This window comes from Vibrio sp. 10N.222.52.B7, assembly GCF_041474275.1.
Taxonomy (GTDB): domain Bacteria; phylum Pseudomonadota; class Gammaproteobacteria; order Enterobacterales; family Vibrionaceae; genus Vibrio; species Vibrio crassostreae_C.
The window spans coordinates 1-18012 of record NZ_JBFRTU010000120.1 but is presented as its reverse complement, the minus strand read 5'-3'; the positions used below and the strand labels follow the sequence as shown (position 1 = coordinate 18012).

The 18012-nt window shown below is 44.8% G+C and carries 19 protein-coding genes; 14 read left to right on the top strand and 5 right to left on the bottom strand.

Translation table 11 applies throughout. The features are described 5' to 3' along the window. Together AB4512_RS21130 and rsmD are read right to left on the bottom strand one after the other, a co-directional pair. On the bottom strand, positions 1–224 hold a 224-nt coding region (locus AB4512_RS21130), incomplete at its 3' end, for a DUF1145 domain-containing protein (RefSeq protein ID WP_372175575.1). A gap of 10 nt (positions 225–234) precedes the next feature. Next, positions 235–837 carry a 16S rRNA (guanine(966)-N(2))-methyltransferase RsmD gene (gene rsmD / locus AB4512_RS21125; protein WP_017061036.1) on the bottom strand — a complete coding sequence of 201 codons (603 nt, stop codon included), beginning with the start codon at positions 835–837 and terminating at the stop codon, positions 235–237. A 230-nt stretch (positions 838–1067) separates the two neighbouring features. On the opposite strand from rsmD, the gene ftsY reads away from it, so the two are divergent. The 6 genes from ftsY to glpG all read left to right on the top strand — a co-directional run bounded on the left by ftsY (position 1068) and on the right by glpG (position 6708). Beyond that, entirely contained in the window at positions 1068–2300 is a 1233-nt protein-coding gene (ftsY, locus tag AB4512_RS21120; RefSeq protein WP_017068601.1) for a signal recognition particle-docking protein FtsY, read from the top strand. 78 nt (positions 2301–2378) lie between these two features. Further along, positions 2379–3056 (top strand): cell division ATP-binding protein FtsE, encoded by a 678-nt coding sequence (ftsE, locus tag AB4512_RS21115; RefSeq protein ID WP_004736585.1) that lies wholly within the window; start codon positions 2379–2381, stop codon positions 3054–3056. Beyond that, positions 3043–4011 (top strand): permease-like cell division protein FtsX, encoded by a 969-nt coding sequence (ftsX, locus tag AB4512_RS21110; RefSeq protein ID WP_372175573.1) that lies wholly within the window; start codon positions 3043–3045, stop codon positions 4009–4011. The genes ftsE and ftsX overlap by 14 nt, the downstream gene beginning before the upstream one ends. 177 nt (positions 4012–4188) lie before the next feature. Beyond that, on the top strand, positions 4189–5046 hold the full coding sequence (rpoH, locus tag AB4512_RS21105; RefSeq protein ID WP_017055518.1) for an RNA polymerase sigma factor RpoH: 858 nt from the start codon (positions 4189–4191) through the stop codon (positions 5044–5046). Between the two features lie 440 nt (positions 5047–5486). After that, positions 5487–5807 (top strand): thiosulfate sulfurtransferase GlpE, encoded by a 321-nt coding sequence (gene glpE, locus AB4512_RS21100; protein ID WP_017061039.1) that lies wholly within the window; start codon positions 5487–5489, stop codon positions 5805–5807. Positions 5808–5865: 58 nt separating this feature from the next. Beyond that, positions 5866–6708 carry a rhomboid family intramembrane serine protease GlpG gene (gene glpG / locus AB4512_RS21095; RefSeq protein ID WP_017063770.1) on the top strand — a complete coding sequence of 281 codons (843 nt, stop codon included), beginning with the start codon at positions 5866–5868 and terminating at the stop codon, positions 6706–6708. Between the two features lie 87 nt (positions 6709–6795). On the opposite strand, the gene AB4512_RS21090 is transcribed toward glpG, so the two are convergent. Further along, a complete protein-coding gene (locus AB4512_RS21090) occupies positions 6796–7203 on the bottom strand; it encodes a flagellar basal body-associated protein FliL (RefSeq protein WP_048610748.1) in 408 nt (135 codons plus the stop codon). A 162-nt stretch (positions 7204–7365) separates the two neighbouring features. Between AB4512_RS21090 and AB4512_RS21085 the strand changes: the two genes are divergently transcribed. Together AB4512_RS21085 and ubiA are read left to right on the top strand one after the other, a co-directional pair. Continuing rightward, the gene (locus AB4512_RS21085) at positions 7366–7908 is read left to right on the top strand and encodes a chorismate lyase (protein WP_164091128.1); all 543 of its coding nucleotides are present in this window, start codon (positions 7366–7368) and stop codon (positions 7906–7908) included. Beyond that, entirely contained in the window at positions 7909–8763 is an 855-nt protein-coding gene (gene ubiA, locus AB4512_RS21080; RefSeq protein WP_372175571.1) for a 4-hydroxybenzoate octaprenyltransferase, read from the top strand. It abuts the gene before it with no gap. Positions 8764–8866: 103 nt separating this feature from the next. Here ubiA and plsB read toward each other — a convergent pair whose 3' ends face one another. Beyond that, positions 8867–11290 carry a glycerol-3-phosphate 1-O-acyltransferase PlsB gene (plsB, locus tag AB4512_RS21075; RefSeq protein WP_017071790.1) on the bottom strand — a complete coding sequence of 808 codons (2424 nt, stop codon included), beginning with the start codon at positions 11288–11290 and terminating at the stop codon, positions 8867–8869. Positions 11291–11510: 220 nt separating this feature from the next. On the opposite strand from plsB, the gene AB4512_RS21070 reads away from it, so the two are divergent. The 4 genes from AB4512_RS21070 to dinF all read left to right on the top strand — a co-directional run bounded on the left by AB4512_RS21070 (position 11511) and on the right by dinF (position 15037). After that, on the top strand, positions 11511–11873 hold the full coding sequence (locus AB4512_RS21070) for a diacylglycerol kinase (RefSeq protein ID WP_017061045.1): 363 nt from the start codon (positions 11511–11513) through the stop codon (positions 11871–11873). A gap of 94 nt (positions 11874–11967) precedes the next feature. Beyond that, complete coding sequence (lexA, locus tag AB4512_RS21065; RefSeq protein ID WP_019820514.1) at positions 11968–12588, top strand: transcriptional repressor LexA; 621 nt, start codon at positions 11968–11970, stop codon at positions 12586–12588. Between the two features lie 97 nt (positions 12589–12685). Next, the gene (locus AB4512_RS21060; protein ID WP_372175570.1) at positions 12686–13564 is read left to right on the top strand and encodes a class I SAM-dependent methyltransferase; all 879 of its coding nucleotides are present in this window, start codon (positions 12686–12688) and stop codon (positions 13562–13564) included. 117 nt (positions 13565–13681) lie between these two features. Beyond that, positions 13682–15037 carry an MATE family efflux transporter DinF gene (dinF, locus tag AB4512_RS21055; RefSeq protein WP_372175568.1) on the top strand — a complete coding sequence of 452 codons (1356 nt, stop codon included), beginning with the start codon at positions 13682–13684 and terminating at the stop codon, positions 15035–15037. Between the two features lie 183 nt (positions 15038–15220). Here the strand turns inward: dinF and sthA are convergent, their stop codons facing one another. Beyond that, complete coding sequence (sthA, locus tag AB4512_RS21050) at positions 15221–16621, bottom strand: Si-specific NAD(P)(+) transhydrogenase (protein WP_017061048.1); 1401 nt, start codon at positions 16619–16621, stop codon at positions 15221–15223. Between the two features lie 327 nt (positions 16622–16948). On the opposite strand from sthA, the gene fabR reads away from it, so the two are divergent. Together fabR and AB4512_RS21040 are read left to right on the top strand one after the other, a co-directional pair. Continuing rightward, complete coding sequence (fabR, locus tag AB4512_RS21045; RefSeq protein ID WP_010438693.1) at positions 16949–17590, top strand: HTH-type transcriptional repressor FabR; 642 nt, start codon at positions 16949–16951, stop codon at positions 17588–17590. Continuing rightward, the gene (locus AB4512_RS21040; RefSeq protein ID WP_017061049.1) at positions 17590–17961 is read left to right on the top strand and encodes a YijD family membrane protein; all 372 of its coding nucleotides are present in this window, start codon (positions 17590–17592) and stop codon (positions 17959–17961) included. The genes fabR and AB4512_RS21040 overlap by 1 nt, the downstream gene beginning before the upstream one ends. The last annotated feature ends 51 nt before the right edge of the window (positions 17962–18012 follow it).

The window sequence follows — 18012 nt, the reverse complement described above, 5'->3', positions numbered from 1 at the left end:
CCGAAAATCAATATTGACCACTTCTCCCAACGTGACATCTCGATCTTGTCGCCGAAAGCACCGATGAAAATCAGCATCTGCAGGCCGTGCATGAAGAACAAGAATGCTGTCATGATATAAAGCGCAATCGCAGCATTACCCGGGAACGGGTAGAAAATATTTACGATCAAGATAAACCAAACAAAGGCGATGGCTGCTTTTGCTAGTGGAAGCAAGAACTTCATTCAATAACTCCTATTCTTCAGTAATTCGATTGAACAGTCGGTAGCTTGACTGTCCGGTGGTCTTATCGCGATGCAATTCCCAGTTCTCTGGCATAGCTTCGAGTTTCAGTTCTTTCTCTGTCTCGACGTAAATGATGGCATTGTCTGCAAGCCAACCGTTACTCTCAAGCAGTTGTACTGTTTCTGCCAGTAAGCCTTTGCGAAATGGTGGATCAAGGAAAACCATATCGTAAGGAGTGCCTGGTTTCTTAAGGAAAGAGATAGCATCAGTATTCACGACATTAATGTTGTCTGCCTTGAGCTCTTTCGCGTTATCAGAAAGCTGTTTAGCCGCCTTTTGATTCATTTCGAGCAGTGTCACCATTTTGGCTTGGCGAGAAGCTGCTTCAAAACCTAGACCGCCAGAACCGGCAAATACATCCAAGCAAGTTGAATGTGGGATATCTTGAGCCACCCAGTTAAAGAGTGTTTCTTTTACTCGGTCAATGGTTGGGCGTAATCCTTCTAAATCATGAACAGGCAGCTTTCTACCTCTCCATGAGCCACTAATAATTCGAACAAAGCCTCCGGATGGCTTTTTTTGTGATGTGTTTTGCTGGCGACGTCTTACCATAGATTTTTTGACCGCTAATAAAGTGATACTATACCGAGCCCAATTTAAGTGGGTTCGTGTATTAAATAAATTTGCAATGACAAAGTGTATCAAGCTAAAAGCAAACTTATCACTGCTTTGTCATTTTTCTTTACTATTCGTTTGTACAAGCTTGTATTGTATAACAATAGCAAAGAGTCGACGTGTATTAAGTCAATACAGCTAATTAGTAGATCTAGGAAACTCCTCTGATGACGGAAAAAAAGAAGCGCGGATTATTATCGTGGCTTGGTTTTGGTGAAGAAGAACAAAGCCCAAAAACTCAGAATGAAGCGAACGTAGAAAGCGTTGAAGATCAAACTGAAGTTGAATCACAAGTTGAGGCTGAACAGGTCGCGCCTGAAGCTGAACAAGTTAAGCCAACTGAATCTGAGCAAGCGCTTGAAGAAGCTCAACAAGAGCAGCAACCTGTCGCAGCAGAAGCAGAAGCAGAAGCAGAAGCAGAACAGGAAGAAGTGGCAGTTCCTCAAGCTAAGGTTGAAGAAGTACAAGAGAAGCCGACAGAAAGCTTCTTTGCTCGTCTTAAGCGCAGCCTAAGCCGCACTAAAGCAAACATCGGTGCTGGTTTCTTTGGTCTGTTCAAAGGCAAGCAAATCGATGAAGACCTGTTTGAAGAGCTAGAAGAGCAACTTCTGATTGCTGACGTGGGTATGAATACCACGGTTAAGATCATTGAAAACCTGACAGAAAAAGCATCTCGCAATGACCTAAAAGACGGTGAAGCGCTTTATGGTCTGCTCAAAGAAGAGATGGCAGACATCTTAAGCCAAGTGGAACAGCCACTGGTTGTTGATACCACTAAAACACCTTACGTTATCTTAATGGTGGGTGTGAACGGTGTAGGTAAGACAACTACGATCGGTAAGCTGGCGAAACAATTCCAAAATGAAGGCAAGAAAGTGATGCTAGCAGCGGGTGATACCTTCCGTGCTGCAGCCGTTGAACAGCTTCAGGTTTGGGGTCAGCGTAACGATGTGCCAGTTATCGCTCAACACACTGGTGCGGACAGTGCGTCTGTTATCTACGATGCGATTGAAGCAGCGAAGGCTCGTGGTGTTGATGTTGTGATTGCTGATACAGCCGGTCGTTTGCAGAACAAGAGCAACCTGATGGAAGAGCTACGCAAGATCGTTCGTGTAATGAAGAAGATTGATGACTCTGCGCCACACGAAATCATGCTAACGCTCGATGCAGGTACAGGTCAGAACGCTATCAGCCAAGCGAAGTTGTTCAGTGAAGTGGCTCCAGTTACGGGTATTACACTGACTAAGCTAGATGGTACGGCGAAAGGTGGTGTAATTTTCTCAATTGCTGACCAGTTCCAGATTCCAATCCGCTACATTGGTGTGGGTGAAGGTATTGATGACCTGCGTCCATTTGAATCTAAAGACTTCATTGAAGCACTATTTAGCCGCGAAGAGTAACGCGAGTAGCAAAGTGGTTTATCCTTAATCTGCTACCGTTTTTAAATTTGATATTAGTGATCGTAAGAGGAATTTTCGGTGATCAAATTTCAGCAAGTGAGTAAAGCCTACCGAGGTGGAAGACAAGCGCTCCAAAAAGTGGACTTTCACCTGAAACGTGGAGAGATGGCTTTTTTGGGTGGGCACTCTGGGGCTGGTAAAAGTACCTTGCTGAAGTTGATCTGCGCGATAGAGCGTCCAACTGATGGACGTGTCTGGTTCAACGATCACGATATCACTCGTATCCCAGCCAAAGACATTCCTTTCTTACGCCGTAATATTGGGATTGTTTTTCAAGACCATCGCCTGCTGATGGACCGTTCGATTTTCGATAACGTCGCTCTGCCTATGCGTATTGAATCTATTTCTGAAAACGAAATAAAACGCCGAGTCAGTGCTGCGTTGGATAAAACCGGTTTATTAGATAAAGCCCGTTGTTTGCCAAGCCAACTTTCTGGTGGTGAACAACAACGCGTGGGTATTGCTCGCGCCGTGGTTAACCGTCCAACTCTGCTTTTAGCCGATGAGCCTACCGGTAATCTAGACCCTGAATTATCTAACCGTGTGTTGCGATTATTTGAAGAATTCAACCGCGCAGGTGTGACGATCATCCTAGCGACGCACGATATCGGGTTAGTGAACACTCGCCCTCAGTACCGCCATCTTGAATTAAACCAAGGATTTTTGAGTGAGGTTGAAGACTATGGCCGCGAATAAGCGCATCAAAAAACCTCAATCTAATCGAGCAGCAAACCGCGCTTCAAGCGACGGCTTCTTTGTTGTTCACTGGAAACAAGCCAAGTCATCGTTCTCGCAAATGTGGCAGCGCCCGTTAGGCAACTTACTGACCCTTGCGGTGATCTCTATGGCGTTGGCGATGCCAGCTTGTTTGTACCTATTAGGTAAAAATGTAGGGGAAGTGGCGCAAGATGTCACTAGCCCGTCACAAATAAGTGCTTATGTAGAGGATGGTATTCCTGAGCCACGAGTAATGGTGCTTAAGGATGAAATCGAAAGTTGGGATCAAGTTGAGCTCGTGGAGTACATTTCTCCGCAGCAAGGGCTTGCAGACCTCAGCCAGTATTCTGGTTTTGAAGACGCCCTAACCATTCTCGACGATTATTCACTGCCAGGTGTGCTGGTGATTACGCCAAGCGTACACAGCGATCCCTTAATTAAAGAGCTGGCAGGCACAGTTAAACAACAAGAATTAGTGACCGATGTTCGCTTAGACGAAGATTGGTTAGCGCGATTAGATGCGATCAAAGCATTAGCGGCTGTCATCGTGATTACCTTAACGGTATTGATGCTGGGCGCGGTATTTCTGATTATCGGCAATACACTACGATTTAATGTGTTGGCGCATAAAGAAGAGATTCAAACCATGAAGCTGATTGGTGCGACCGACAGCTACATTCTTCGACCATACCTTTATGCTGGGATGTGGTTTGGCGTTTTAGGTTCGATTAGCGCTTGGGTAATGACGGCATTGATTACCGTATTGCTGAACAGCGCGGTGGATGACTTGGCTCAGCTATACGACAGCCACTTCCGTTTAATTGGCCTGAGTTGGGATGAATCTTTACTGCTTTTGATCGTCGGAACTCTGCTTGGTAGTGTGGCTGCAAAGCTTTCTGCACAGCGTCACCTAAAAGAAATTGAACCAGTTTAGGTGAATAGAGTCATATTTAGACGAAAAATAGGCACTTCTTAACCAGTTTTTGCCTTGTATAGACGAATTGATTATGCATAATTACTTCCCCCTCCTTGAAACCTGTTCATTTTAGGTTCAAGATTGTAGGGTTTTAATAGATGTATTACTCCAGATCAGAGATTGATGAGGAACCGAATGGCAAACCAAGCGTATCAAATGGCTTTAGTCACACAAGATAGTTTAGATAGCTATATCCGCTCAGCGAACAGCTACCCTATGCTGACTCCTGAAGAGGAACGTGGACTTGCAGAGCGATTACATTACAAAGGTGAGATCGACGCTGCGAAAGGCTTGATCCTTTCCCACCTAAGATTCGTGGTGCACGTTGCAAGAGGCTACTCTGGCTACGGGCTACCAATGGCTGATCTCGTCCAAGAAGGTAACATCGGCTTGATGAAGGCTGTTAAGCGCTTCAATCCAGAAGTTGGTGTTCGTCTCGTCTCGTTTGCTGTTCACTGGATCAAAGCTGAAATCCATGAATACGTTCTACGTAACTGGCGTATCGTTAAAATTGCGACCACTAAGGCACAGCGTAAACTGTTCTTTAACCTTCGTAAGTCTAAAAAGCGTTTGGGTTGGTTCAATAACGGTGAAGTTGAGACGGTTGCTCGTGAACTGGGTGTTGAGCCTTCAGAAGTTCGTGAGATGGAATCTCGCTTAGCAGCACAAGATGCGACGTTTGAAGCGCCTATGGACGATGACGATGGCGGTTCTGCTTACACTGCTCCAGTTTACTACCTAGAAGACAAGGCGTCAGACGTTGCTGAGACGGTTGAAGCGGCTAACTGGGAGTCACACACCAATAATCGCCTAGGGCTAGCACTAGCAAGCTTAGACGAGCGTAGCCAACACATTGTTCGCTCACGTTGGTTAGACGACAACAAGGCAACCCTGCAAGACTTAGCGGATACCTACAGTATATCAGCTGAGCGTGTTCGCCAGTTAGAAAAGAATGCGATGAAGAAATTGAAACAAGCCGTTGGTGATTTCTAATAGCATCTAGTTTCTATTAGCTTCTACTTTCTAGTAGAGCTAACAAATAGCTGAATTTTGAAAAGGCCGAGATCGAGAGATCTCGGCCTTTTTGTTTTGGATCGATTTCTCAACTTTTGCGATCGAAATTTGCAAAATGATTTTGTGGATAACTCTGTGAGAAGTTTATTCGTCAGCTATCTAAAAGCAGTGTGTAGTAAGGCTTTGACGGGGTTTTTCGAGTGGGGATATGTTTCAGTTAACCCACAGTTAGATCAGGATCATTACTACATGTTGTGGATCTATTTTTGAAAAGACACTTTATTCACGCAATTCACAGATTTATCCACAAATGGTGTAAAAGTGATCGCTGGTGGATAACCTTATTAAGTGGATGTGAATGTTAGCCTTGGGATAGGTTACAATGGCAGCAAAGTAAATCAGTATAAAAAGAGAAAGTCATGGACCAGTTTAAACATATCGATGTTAAAGGCGCTCAAGCCCTCATCGAACAAGGCGAAGCTCGACTTGTCGATATACGTGACCCGCAGTCTTTTGCGGTTGCCCACCCAAAAACAGCCTACCACCTGACTAACGATACGATGGTGTCATTCATGGATGAGGTTGAGTTCGAACAACCTATCTTAGTGATGTGCTACCACGGCATCAGTAGCCAAGGTGCGGCACAATATTTAGTGAACCAAGGCTTTGAAGAGGTATATAGTGTTGATGGTGGTTTCGAAGCTTGGCATCGTGCTGAACTTCCAGTGATCGCAGGTTAATGACTTTCATCACCTGAACCGCCTCAAGCATCCCTCATAGAATGAATAGGAAGTAACAATGATTAGATTGATGGTGTTAGACAATCCACGTCTTGCTCAAGCATTTATTGATTATATGGCCTCTCGTCAGATCCCTATTCAGATGTCTCCAGAGGGAGAAGGGCGTTTTGCTCTTTGGCTTCTTGATGGCCAATTTCAGGTTGAAACCGAAGCTGAGCTGAATCGTTTTCTGGCTGAGCCCAATCATAAGCGCTATCAAGCTGCATCTTGGGACATGGCAGAGACTAGAAAGAGCAACTTCCATTACCATACTCCAAGCTTTATGGGCATGATCAAAGCGAAAGCAGGCCCAGTGACACTAAGCCTGATGTTGGTGTGTGTGGTGATTTTTGCGCTGCAACAGATCGGTTTTGGCCAAGCTATTTTCAATGCCCTACATTTCCCAGCGGTGGATGGACAGCAATGGCAGCTGTGGCGTTGGTTGAGTCATGCCGTTCTACATTTCTCTGTTATGCACATCGCATTTAATATTTTGTGGTGGTGGCAGCTAGGTGGAGACATTGAGAAGAAACTTGGCAGCCTCAAGCTACTTCAGATCTTTGCTGTCTCTTCTGCGCTTTCAGGTGCTGGGCAGTATTGGGTTGAAGGGGCGAACTTCGGTGGTTTGTCTGGTGTTGTGTATGCCTTGGTTGGTTACTTATGGGTGGTTGGTGCGAAGGCGCCACAACTTGGTTTAGGTATCCCAAGACAGATTGTCGGCTTTATGTTGGTGTGGCTAGTGCTTGGGTACATGCAGCCATTTATGGCTATCGCCAATACGGCGCATTTAGCTGGTCTAGCCGCTGGTGTGATTATTGGCTTTATCGATGCGATGAAAGCACCAAGCTCGGCAAGAAGCTAATTCATATCTTCTAATGAGTAGCCAAACGATAGAGACAAAAAAAGCGGCCAGATGAGCCGCTTTTTTATTGGGATTCGTTTTACATCATTACTGATAAAGGTATTTGGTAAACAGTAAGTCAGCAATCAGGGTTTTACCTGTCTCTGGAAGCAAAATCTTGTTGAGGTGTTCAACTAAGGATTTTCTTAAGTCTTCACGGCCAGATAGAGATTTAATGGTTTCTTCGTTTTGTTTGCCAAGCAATTCAATCACCGCATCGCGAATCAGTGGTTGGTGATGCTCAATAGCGGCCAAGTCGTTACTATTTGCCACCATGATGTCGAGGCGAACCTGAATGTAGCCCAGTTTTTTACCTTTAGTGTAAAAATTGGTGGTCAGGTCTGGCTCTAGCGTGAAGTAGGCGAGTTTAGCTGCCGACTCCTCTTCCGCGAAACTTGATGCTGAAAAGAGTAGGGTAATCGCAAGAAATATTTGGGCTACATAACGTTTGTGCATATTTGTGACTTTTCTTTAGTTTATTCGCGATATTCGAAACGCATTAGTCTTGTTACAATGAGCAGTCTAAATCTAAATACGTTTACAATTCGAAGAACGCTTTAATTTTGTTCGAAAGTTGAAGCTTTATTGTACGTGTAAAGTCACCTATTGAATACTAGTATGAATCAGCCAATATCGCTGTATCTTAATTCGTTAATGAATGTAGATTGGCAAAGTACAGAAACATTTGATTTTCCTAATGAAACCACCAAAGAGTGGCTGATGGAGCAAGGTTCTCTTTCCCGCAAGTTGGGGAAGTGCTGTCAGCACCTGTCTGTTGAGTTGCTTCATAATCAAGTTGTAGAACGCTCAATGCTGCAACAAGACGAGGAACATCTTTTATCATCGTTTGATTGCTTACTGCGTAAAGTGATTTTAAAGGGTGATGACGAACCGTGGGTGTTAGGTCGAACCTTGATTCCCCGAGTCACATTAGAAGATCATCAGCACTCAGACCTTTCTCAACAAGGTAATGTCCCGCTTGGATTGACCGTTTTCAGTGCTGAGAACGTGGAGCGAGATGCGCTGCAAGTCGGTTGGGTTATCGCAGGCGATGAGCGATTACTCGCGCGTCGTTCTCGATTATGGATGAACCATAAACCGATGCTTGTGGCAGAACTGTTTTTACCAACATCACCCATTTACTCTAAGGAGAGTGTGTAAATGCTTGCCACCAAAGCGAAGGCGTATTGGCAATTAACGCGAATGAATCGCCCGATTGGTACCCTATTACTCCTTTGGCCGACCTTGTGGTCACTGATTATCGCCGCACAAGGTATGCCTGATTTTGATGTCTTGGTTGTTTTTGTACTCGGCGTGGTGTTGATGCGTTCAGCTGGCTGTGTGATCAATGACTTTGCGGACCGTAAAGTAGATGGTCATGTTAAACGTACCAAGCAGCGTCCACTGCCGTCTGGTTTGGTTTCCAGTAAGGAAGCGATTCTGCTCTTTTTAGTGCTAGCCGTAGTTTCATTCTTGCTGGTACTCACCATGAATCCACTGACCATTAAGCTCTCATTTATTGGTGTGGGTCTGGCGTTCATTTACCCTTTCATGAAGCGTTTTACGCATCTTCCACAGTTGTTTCTTGGCTTAGCGTTTAGTTGGGCGATACCAATGGCTTGGGCGGCACAAACCAATGAACTGCCAAGCATTGTGTGGTTTGTCTTCGTGATTAACGCGTTGTGGACGATTGCTTACGACACGCAATATGCGATGGTTGACCGAGATGATGACTTGAAGATTGGTATTAAATCGACGGCTATTTTATTTGGTCGCTTCGATAAACTGATTGTTGGCTCTTTGCAACTCGTCACCCTAGCGATGCTGATTGCGTTAGGCATGCATTACCAACTAGGAGATACCTTCTATTGGGTACTGTTGGTAGCGGGAAGCTTATTTGTGTATCAACAACACCTGATGCGCCACCGTGATCGAGACCTTTGTTTCCAAGCCTTTCTAAACAACAACTATGTTGGAATGGCAGTGACAGCGGGCTTGTTCATTACCTTCTGGTAAGCATCCGCTTTTCGAGTTAACGAATGCTAAAGAAAAAGGCACCCATTGGGTGCCTTTTTTGATCGCGTTTGGCCTCGCTATTCAAGAGACACCAAGCTGATGATTACTCCGCTTGGTGGATACTCTCTTGAATCGTCAAACGTACTTCAGGGTAAAGCATTGAGTAGAGAAGCTTAGCGAATTGCTGAGTCTTGTCTAAATCACAGTTACCATCGTTATCCAGATATTGCTGTTGTTTCAGAGTTGCGAACATCGACGCAAACACGCCTTTATCGAAGAACTCTGGTGCATTGATGCCTTGCAGACGACCAAGTCGCTGTGCAATGTCTTGGCTCTTCTGTTCAAGATCGGATTTATCCAGATCAGGGTTCTCTGCTAACAGGTTCAAAGCAATAGAGTAGCGTTGTAGCGTTTCTGAAATCGTACGACCTAACAGCATCAGTGCTTGGCTGTTTGATTGGTTGATGGTGACTTCATTATCAGAAACCACAAGCATACCTTGGTTAACCAGCTCTTCAATGATGTTAGAAACCACGCCTTCAAGCTTGTCTTCGTCGTAGCTTAGGAACAGCTCTTTCTTCAAGAACGGGTAGATAGCAGCAACGTTCTCTTGGATCGCGTCAATTGATAAACCGCGTTGACGAATAGTCATCTGTGCAATTAACGATGGCAGAGCAAACAAGTGAATGATGTTGTTTCGGTAGTAGGTCATCAGAATTGACTGGTGACGGTCTAGCGAAATGATGTCGCCCATTGAGTCTGATTCAATCAAGAACTTGTTCAGTGATTCAGCATGTTTTACTAAATCTTCAGCGCTGTCTTTTGGCACAGTGAACGTTGCCGAATATGGAACATTCTTAAGCAGAGACAGGTAGCAATTAATCTGAGAAACCAAAGAGTCACGAGACAATGCGCGCTGTCTTGAAGCCAATAGTGCCGTTGCACAAAGGGTCAGGGCATTGGTCGCTGCCGCATCGTTAATGTGCGTCATCATTTTGGTCGCCAAGTCATTAACCACCGGGTTCATCCATTGTGGTTTGCTAGTGCCCATTGGGTCGATGTCTTTGGTCCACTCAGGTGAGTGTTCATTCAGGTATTGGTTCAGTTGAATTGGCTCACCGAAGTTCACGTAGCCTTTACCAAAGTTACGCAGCTTACGAATGGTACGAATCACTAAGCTCGCGTTTTCTTTCTCTTTACGCTTACCACGAAGTTCTTTTGCGTAAGTCGCCACTTCCATCACGTGCTCGTAGCCGATGTACACAGGAACCAAAGTCACCGGGCGATTCATGCCGCGCAGCATCGCTTGAATAGTCATCGCCAACATGCCGGTCTTCGCTTGCAATAAACGACCTGTACGAGAACGCCCACCTTCACTGAAGTACTCTACTGAGTAACCTTTAGCGAACAACTCCGCTAGGTATTCACGGAAAATCGTCGAGTACAGCTTGTTGCCTTTGAAGCTACGACGAATAAAGAACGCACCACCATGACGGAAAATAGGACCGGCAGGGAAGAAGTTCAGGTTGATACCCGCAGCGATGTGCGGCGGCACCATGCCTTCATGATAAAGCACATAAGAAAGCAGTAAGTAGTCCATGTGGCTACGGTGACAAGGCACGTAAACAATCTCGTGACCATCTTGAGCCAACTTACGAACCGTTGAAGCGTTGCTGATATGCAGGCCTTGGTACAACTTATTCCACAGCCAACCAAGAATCTTCTCACCACGCTTGATCAGCGAGTAAGAGAAGTTCGCAGCAATCTCGTCCATGATGTCTTGAGCTTCTTTGCTCGCTTTCTCGATCGAGATGTTCTTTGCTTGTGCTTCGTCTTCAATCGCTTTTTTGATCGCTTCTGATTTTAACAGGCGATCAAACAGAGCTTGGCGGCTTGGCAGGTTAGGGCCTGATGCTGCAAGCTTTTGGCGAGAGAAGTGAATACGTGCCACGCGCGCCAGTTTGTGCGCGATGGTGCTGTCGGTGCCGTGTGAGTTGGCCATGTAACGCAGAGAAACCACAGGACTAAAGCGAACCAAGCAGTCACGACCGGCTAGCAATACCGCTTTTGATTTCTCTAAGCCGTTCATTGCCTGTAGGTAAGGCTTCTGGTTATTCTCTTTACCAGGTTTGCGCCCCCACAAAACGGTAGCAGGGATAACTTGAACATCGAGTTCAGAGTCGTCGGCGTGCAGTGAAAGCAATTCAGAGAACACTTCAATTGAAGAGCTTGGTACATAATCATCGTCTTGCAGCAGAGTTTTGCGAGAAGAGATGAAAACGTAGCGTTGCAGTGATTTGCCGTTGATTTCAAGCTTGCTCAACGGATCAGGTAGGCCTAATTCAAGTGCATGTTTTTGCAATGTAAGAATGTCGACACTTGAGCGAAACGGTAAGGCGTATACAATCGGTTTGCTCAAATCAATGTTCAAATCCTCAACAGGGTTTGAAGGAATTGATGTGCCCTTTACCAATACGGATAAAGGTAGCTTCATTAATGAACGTGAAAAAGATTGTCCAGAAGACATATAGGTTCACTGCCTCAATAGTTATTTCAATGTGCTGAAGCGTATCTCTATTTCTCTGATAAAAAGGATAAATCCTATGAGTGAAATAGGGATAAGCCTAGGCGTAAATTTAATCGATGCAAGAATACCAGAAACTGGTCTAACCTTTTAATGGAAATAGTCATATTGCCGTTAAGTTTGTGGAAAATCATTCATCGACTGATTGAGTATAGGGTTAAAAATGACCAAAAAATCAAACACCGGATTCAAACGCATCATCAAAGCAGCAGGCTTTTCATGGCAAGGCATTACGAGTTCGTTTAAAAATGAGGCTGCATTTCGACAGGAAGTGTTCATGGCGGTCGTGCTTATTCCGTTGGCATTTTACCTAGATGTAAGCCAAGTTGAACGAATCTTAATGATCTCATCGGTGGTATTGGTGATGGTTGTCGAGCTAATCAATACCGCGATTGAAGCGGTTGTCGACCGAATCGGCAGTGAACATCATGAGCTTTCTGGGATGGCTAAAGATGTCGGTTCGGCAGCAGTTTTCATCTGTTTGGCACTCGCAGGTTATGTGTGGCTAGAGATCCTGTTTTTGTAATTTGCTAAAAATGAACTAAAAACAAGCAATTGCTTTGCTTTTGTTCAGTTACTGGATATACTCACAGTCAACTGTATAAAAAGACAGGTGAATCATGAAGCCGTTAACGCCCCGCCAGCAACAAGTCTTTGACCTTATCAAAGGTAAGATCGAAGATTCCGGTATGCCACCGACACGTGCAGAAATCGCGCGTGAACTAGGCTTCCGTTCTGCTAATGCTGCAGAAGAACATTTGAAAGCTCTTGCTCGTAAAGAAGCGATTGAGATTATCCCGGGTGCGTCTCGCGGTATTCGTATTTTGCTTGAAGATGCAGCAAACGAAGAGCAAGGTTTACCATTAATCGGTCAGGTTGCCGCTGGTGAGCCTATCTTGGCTCAAGAGCATGTAGAAATGCATTACCAAGTTGATCCAGGCATGTTTAAACCACAAGCTGACTTCTTACTTCGTGTAAATGGCGAAAGTATGAAAGACATCGGTATTATGGATGGTGATTTATTAGCTGTTCATAAAACACAAGATGTACGCGATGGTCAGGTTGTAGTGGCTCGTGTCGATGATGATGTAACGGTAAAACGCCTAGAACGTAAAGGTTCAACGGTTCTGTTACATGCTGAAAATGAAGAGTTTTCTCCAATCCATGTCGATCTAGAATCTCAACACTTGTCTATTGAAGGGCTTGCGGTTGGTATTATTCGCAACACCGATTGGATGTAGTCAGTACAAATAGCTTATTGATATTTATTCTCAATAACTTGTCATTGTAATTGATATTCATTATCATCTTCTTTGTCGAGATACAAGGAAGATGATGATGCCAAACCCAACCAAACCTCAAATGAAGCCGCTTACTCGTAAGCCGCGCTCCTCTGTTCAAAAGGCTTCTTCTGAACAAGGGTCTGTACATCAAGAATTCCAAGTTCCGACCAACCTCGTTCAACATCTTTGGTTTCGTAGTCGTGAAAGCCTAGCCGATGATGGTCTCGTTTATGACCCCATCGCAGCTCAAGCCTGCAAGCGTTGCCAGCTCGCACCAGAATGTCTTACCGGTGAACTCGACCAACAGCAACTCCTTTACGCGACACTGACTCAACTTTGTGATTCTCAAGTTCAACAGTTTTTATCTCATAACCCAGATGCTTGGATTATTAACGTGGGAGCAGGGCTCGATACCCGTTTCTACCGTTTAGATAATGGCCGCTGTCATTGGGTTGAGTTAGATGTAACCGAGAATCTGCTTTGGCGACAACGCTTGTTCCACAAAAATGAACGCTATCGCTTAGAGTGTGGCTCTGTCGATGACCTAACTTGGTTGGATGAACTTAATATTCCAGAACAAGCCTCGGTGATGGTGGTGTGTGAACATGCTCTGCTTGATTGTAGTGAACAGCTGACGGCGCACTTTATTCAGTCATTGAGTCGTTACTTTACTCATGCACACGCGTGTTTAGTGTTAGCTGGAGACAAAAGCTCGAGTGCTCTTGGGCAAAAGCTCGGTTCTGGAAAGTATGCTCACGGGTTGTCTTCACCAATAGACAGTGTTCTCAATTGGTTGCCATGGGCGCAATGGGTTAAGTCATTTTCACCATTAGAGCAGCAATGTAATCGTTGGAAGTTGTGGCAGCGACTTCTTTGTAAGATCTCTCAGGTCAAAAAGCGTTTAACGCCGCAGTTAGTGCTCGTTAAGTGGTAATCCTAGGTGTTTTGTATTTCGAGTAACTGAGTACATAGCCGGTATAAGTAAAATTCCACAACATAGTGAAAGCCCACCCACTAGGTTAAACTATCGCCTCTAATCTAAGAGGTGATCGTGAAGTTATTTAATCCCCAAACTATTTTTCAAACGCTATCCAATCAGGCGATGCATAAAAAAGTGCTGTTGCTCGCGATCCCGATGGTTATCTCTAATATTACTGTTCCACTGTTGGGCTTAGTCGATGCGGCGGTTATCGGTCACCTAGAGCACTCTTGGTATTTAGGTGGTGTGGCGCTGGGCGGCACAATGATCAGCGTGACCTTTTGGTTGCTTGGTTTCCTGCGTATGTCGACAACAGGGCTAGCTGCACAATCTTATGGTGCGAATGATGGCAAGCAACTAGGCTTAGTTTTTGTGCAAGGCGTGACCATGGCCTTAGGGTTTGCTGGTGTCTTTTTACTTTTACACAGTTTAGTCGCCGATTTAGTTTTCTCATTGAGTAGCGCCAGTGATCAAGTTAAGCACTATGGTCAGCAATATTTCTCAATCCGCGCTTGGAGTGCACCTGCCGCGCTGACTAACTTTGTGATTCTAGGTTGGCTGCTCGGGACTCAAAACGCCAAAGCGCCAATGTGGATGGTGATCATCACCAATATCACCAATATCGTTTTGGATATCGTTTTTGTTATCGGCTTAGGGTGGCAAGTGGAAGGTGCTGCATTGGCATCTGTAATGGCTGATTATGCCGGTCTAACATTTGGCCTAATTTGTGTTTACCGAATCTGGGCGAAGAAGCAGTTACCATCGCCATGGGATCTGCTTAAGAAAACCAGCCAAGGTTTGAGTCGTTTCGTGAAATTGAATCGCGATATCTTTCTTCGTTCATTATGCCTACAAGCGACTTTCACTTTCATGACCTTCCAAGGTGCAAGCTTTGGCGATGATGTTGTTGCGGCCAATGCCGTGTTGATGAGTTTCTTGATGATCATCTCTTATGGGATGGATGGCTTTGCCTACACAATGGAAGCGATGGTCGGTAAGGCGATAGGCGCGAAAGACAAAGATGAGCTGAACCAGTCATTGATTGGAACTTTCTTCTGGAGCTTCAATATTTGTTTGGTACTGACCATAGTGTTCGCACTCGTTGGCTCGAGCTTAATCAATATGATCACCACAATCCCAGACGTGAAGAGTCAAGCCGAGGTGTATTTACCGTGGTTAATCGCAATGCCATTGGTGTCTATGTGGTGCTTCTTGTTGGATGGTATTTTTGTTGGAGCAACTAAGGGCAAGGATATGCGCAATAGTATGTTTGTTGCGACCTGCAGTTTCTTCGCGATTTTCTATTTAGCATCAGGTTTAGAGAACCATGCACTGTGGCTAGCGATGCTGAGCTTTATGGCAATGCGCGGAATTGGCCTTGGTGTGTTGTTTGTTTCTCAGTGGAAGAAGGGTGAGTTTCTCGCTTAGCTCTGAGGGCTCTTTTTGTGGAGAATAAATGAGGCTGTACAGGTAAAGAGGTATTTAGAACATCATGATCTAATTACTATCAACACCTTACTATTCAATGTCTTAAATAAAAACAGCAAGCGCATGGCTTGCTGTTTATGTATTTGGCCTATGAGTGGTCAAATACTCCTATTGGTTCTTTATCTAGAATAAACGGTTGAGCCCGTTGAGTGCTGCAACACGATAAGCTTCCGCCATCGTTGGATAGTTAAAGGTCGTATTCACAAAGTACTCGATGGTATTTGCTTCACCTTTCTGTTCCATAATCGCTTGTCCGATATGGATGATTTCAGCGGCACGCTCACCAAACACGTGGATACCTAAAATCTCTTTGGTTTCGCGATGGAACAGAATCTTTAAGCTACCAATATCTTTACCCGCAATTTGAGCTCGAGCTAGGTGTTTGAATGAAGAACGTCCTACTTCATACGGTACTTTAGCTGCAGTAAGTTCTTGCTCGGTTTTACCAACAGAGCTGATCTCCGGGATGGTGTAGATGCCGGTTGGAATGTCTTCGATAAGGTGGCGCTCAGCTTCACCTTTCACAATTGCCTGAGCAACAAATCGACCTTGGTCATAAGCAGCACTTGCTAGGCTAGGGTAGCCAATCACATCACCGACAGCGTAAACATGGTCAACATTGGTTTGGTAGTTGGTGTTTACTGAGACTTGCCCACGCGAGTCCGCTTCTAAGCCAACAGCACCAAGGTTCAGTTTATCGGTATTACCCGTTCGGCCATTGGCATACAGTAGGCAATCAGCGCGCATCTTTTTACCTGACTCTAGGTGAATGATCACGCCATCATCAGTGCCTTCAATTTTCTCAAAGGTTTCATCGTTGCGAATCACGACACCGCTGTTCCAGAAGTGATAAGAAAGTGCATCTGAGGTTTCATTGTCTAGGAATGACAACAGACGGTCACGAGTATTGATAAGATCGGTTTTTACACCCAAACCGCGGAAAATCGACGCGTATTCACAACCAATAACGCCAGCACCATAGATGATGATGTGTTGCGGGTCGTGTTTAAGAGAAAGAATCGAGTCACTGTCGTAGATACGTTCATGCAGGAAGTCGACGTTATCTGGTTGGTAAGGGCGAGAGCCTGTCGCGATAACAAATTTGTCTGCACTGTAATGTTCTTCAGTGCCATCGCTTTGCATTACCGAGACAGTGTTGGTATCGATAAAACGTGCAGTACCAAAGACCAACGTGCACTGGTTGCGGTCGTAGAAGCCTTGGCGTAATCGAGTCTGCTTGTCGATAACCGATTTGGCATGCCCCAAAATGTTAGAAAACGTTGAGTGTATGCTTTTGTTGTTCTGACAAAACAGCGGATTACTGTTGAATTCGATAATACGACTTACGGCATGACGCAGTGCTTTTGAAGGAATTGTTCCCCAGTGAGTACAACCACCACCAACGCTGCTCTCTTTCTCAATGATTGCAACGTTCAACCCGGCTTTGGTTAATCCCATCGCTGCCCCTTCTCCTCCGGGGCCACTACCAATTACGATTACATCAAAGTGGTTGGAGTGCGGCATAGATATCTTCCTTGTTATATTTGATTAACATTGCTTTAGCGAGATTTTAACCGATTCTGTTCTCGGGTACATGAAAAGGGCATCAGAGAGTCGGTGGGATCACGCAGTGTTATCGAAAAAATAATATTTGGTATGTCGCATGTCTCCAAATGACAGCGTGGATATTGAAATTTTTTCTTCGAACGTATTTACTTCGGTACGTGAACAAAGAGGTATGTTTAGTGTCTTATATAACCAGAGTGCCTTATATAAATAAGTGATTCGCGTTATATTGAATAGAGTATTAGACATGCCTGTTTAGGCTGTAAAAGAAGAAATTGATAAAGTATGAAACCAATGGGCATTCGCGCACAGCAAAAAGAAAAAACTCGTCGCAGCTTAATCGATGCAGCATTTAGCCAACTCAGCGCCGATCGTAGTTTTTCCAATCTAAGCTTGAGAGAAGTCGCTCGTGAGGCTGGAATAGCACCGACTTCCTTTTATCGTCACTTCAAAGACATGGATGAGCTTGGCTTAACTATGGTTGATGAAGGTGGCTTACTGCTGCGCCAGTTAATGCGTCAAGCTAGGCAACGCATAGTAAAAGAAGGCAGTGTGATTCGTACATCGGTTGAAACCTTTATGGAATTCATTGAAAGCAGCCCTAACGTATTCAGACTGTTATTGCGAGAGCGCTCAGGAACTTCATTTGAGTTTCGTGCAGCGGTAGCTCGTGAGATACAGCACTTCTCTGCTGAGTTAACCGAATATTTGATAACGACTGGCATGACACGAGACGAAGCTTTTACTCAAGCTGAAGCCTCCGTTATCTTGGTCTTCAACTCAGGGGCAGAAGCATTAGATTTAGATCGACGTCAGCGAGATGAACTGGCTGAACGCTTGATCATGCAATTGCGAATGATGGCCAAAGGGGCTTTTTGGTATCGTAAAGAACGTGAACGTAACCGATTAAAAGGCGGGATTGAATAATGTCGAATGAAAATAATACTGTAAACCGTGGTTCAGAAAGAAAGACACTCGTACTTGCTGTTATTGCCGGTGTGTGTGGTGATGCTCTGTTATCTTGGGTAACAATGAGCGAAGTGGGCTTCTCTATTTTCCCACTGATTGCTTTAGTCTTGGCTGTACAAGCACTTTACCAAGAGTACCTAACTAACCCAGTATCTGAAGATATTCCACTAGTAGGTTTGGCTTGTTTCTTTGTAGGTGCATTTGGCCACTCGGCTTTTGTGAAGGCACAACACCCTGATGCTGGCTCAAACTTCTTTGCGATTATTGTCGCGATGTTGCTTCTTGCATGGGTAGGTAAGAAACTCGGCTTTATCGGCAAAACTGCTTAAGCTGATTTAGAAATTAAAAAAACGAGCCAATGGGCTCGTTTTTTTGTATCT

Coding starts and splice junctions, on each gene's coding strand:
- glpG (WP_017063770.1), top strand. CDS start 5,866: ATGATTAGATTGATGGTGTTAGACAATCCACGTCTTGCTCAAGCATTT.
- AB4512_RS21090 (WP_048610748.1), bottom strand. CDS start 7,203: ATGCACAAACGTTATGTAGCCCAAATATTTCTTGCGATTACCCTACTC.
- ftsY (WP_017068601.1), top strand. CDS start 1,068: ATGACGGAAAAAAAGAAGCGCGGATTATTATCGTGGCTTGGTTTTGGT.
- AB4512_RS21085 (WP_164091128.1), top strand. CDS start 7,366: ATGAATCAGCCAATATCGCTGTATCTTAATTCGTTAATGAATGTAGAT.
- rpoH (WP_017055518.1), top strand. CDS start 4,189: ATGGCAAACCAAGCGTATCAAATGGCTTTAGTCACACAAGATAGTTTA.
- ubiA (WP_372175571.1), top strand. CDS start 7,909: ATGCTTGCCACCAAAGCGAAGGCGTATTGGCAATTAACGCGAATGAAT.
- ftsX (WP_372175573.1), top strand. CDS start 3,043: ATGGCCGCGAATAAGCGCATCAAAAAACCTCAATCTAATCGAGCAGCA.
- fabR (WP_010438693.1), top strand. CDS start 16,949: ATGAAACCAATGGGCATTCGCGCACAGCAAAAAGAAAAAACTCGTCGC.
- rsmD (WP_017061036.1), bottom strand. CDS start 837: ATGGTAAGACGTCGCCAGCAAAACACATCACAAAAAAAGCCATCCGGA.
- glpE (WP_017061039.1), top strand. CDS start 5,487: ATGGACCAGTTTAAACATATCGATGTTAAAGGCGCTCAAGCCCTCATC.
- lexA (WP_019820514.1), top strand. CDS start 11,968: ATGAAGCCGTTAACGCCCCGCCAGCAACAAGTCTTTGACCTTATCAAA.
- AB4512_RS21070 (WP_017061045.1), top strand. CDS start 11,511: ATGACCAAAAAATCAAACACCGGATTCAAACGCATCATCAAAGCAGCA.
- sthA (WP_017061048.1), bottom strand. CDS start 16,621: ATGCCGCACTCCAACCACTTTGATGTAATCGTAATTGGTAGTGGCCCC.
- AB4512_RS21040 (WP_017061049.1), top strand. CDS start 17,590: ATGTCGAATGAAAATAATACTGTAAACCGTGGTTCAGAAAGAAAGACA.
- plsB (WP_017071790.1), bottom strand. CDS start 11,290: ATGTCTTCTGGACAATCTTTTTCACGTTCATTAATGAAGCTACCTTTA.
- AB4512_RS21060 (WP_372175570.1), top strand. CDS start 12,686: ATGCCAAACCCAACCAAACCTCAAATGAAGCCGCTTACTCGTAAGCCG.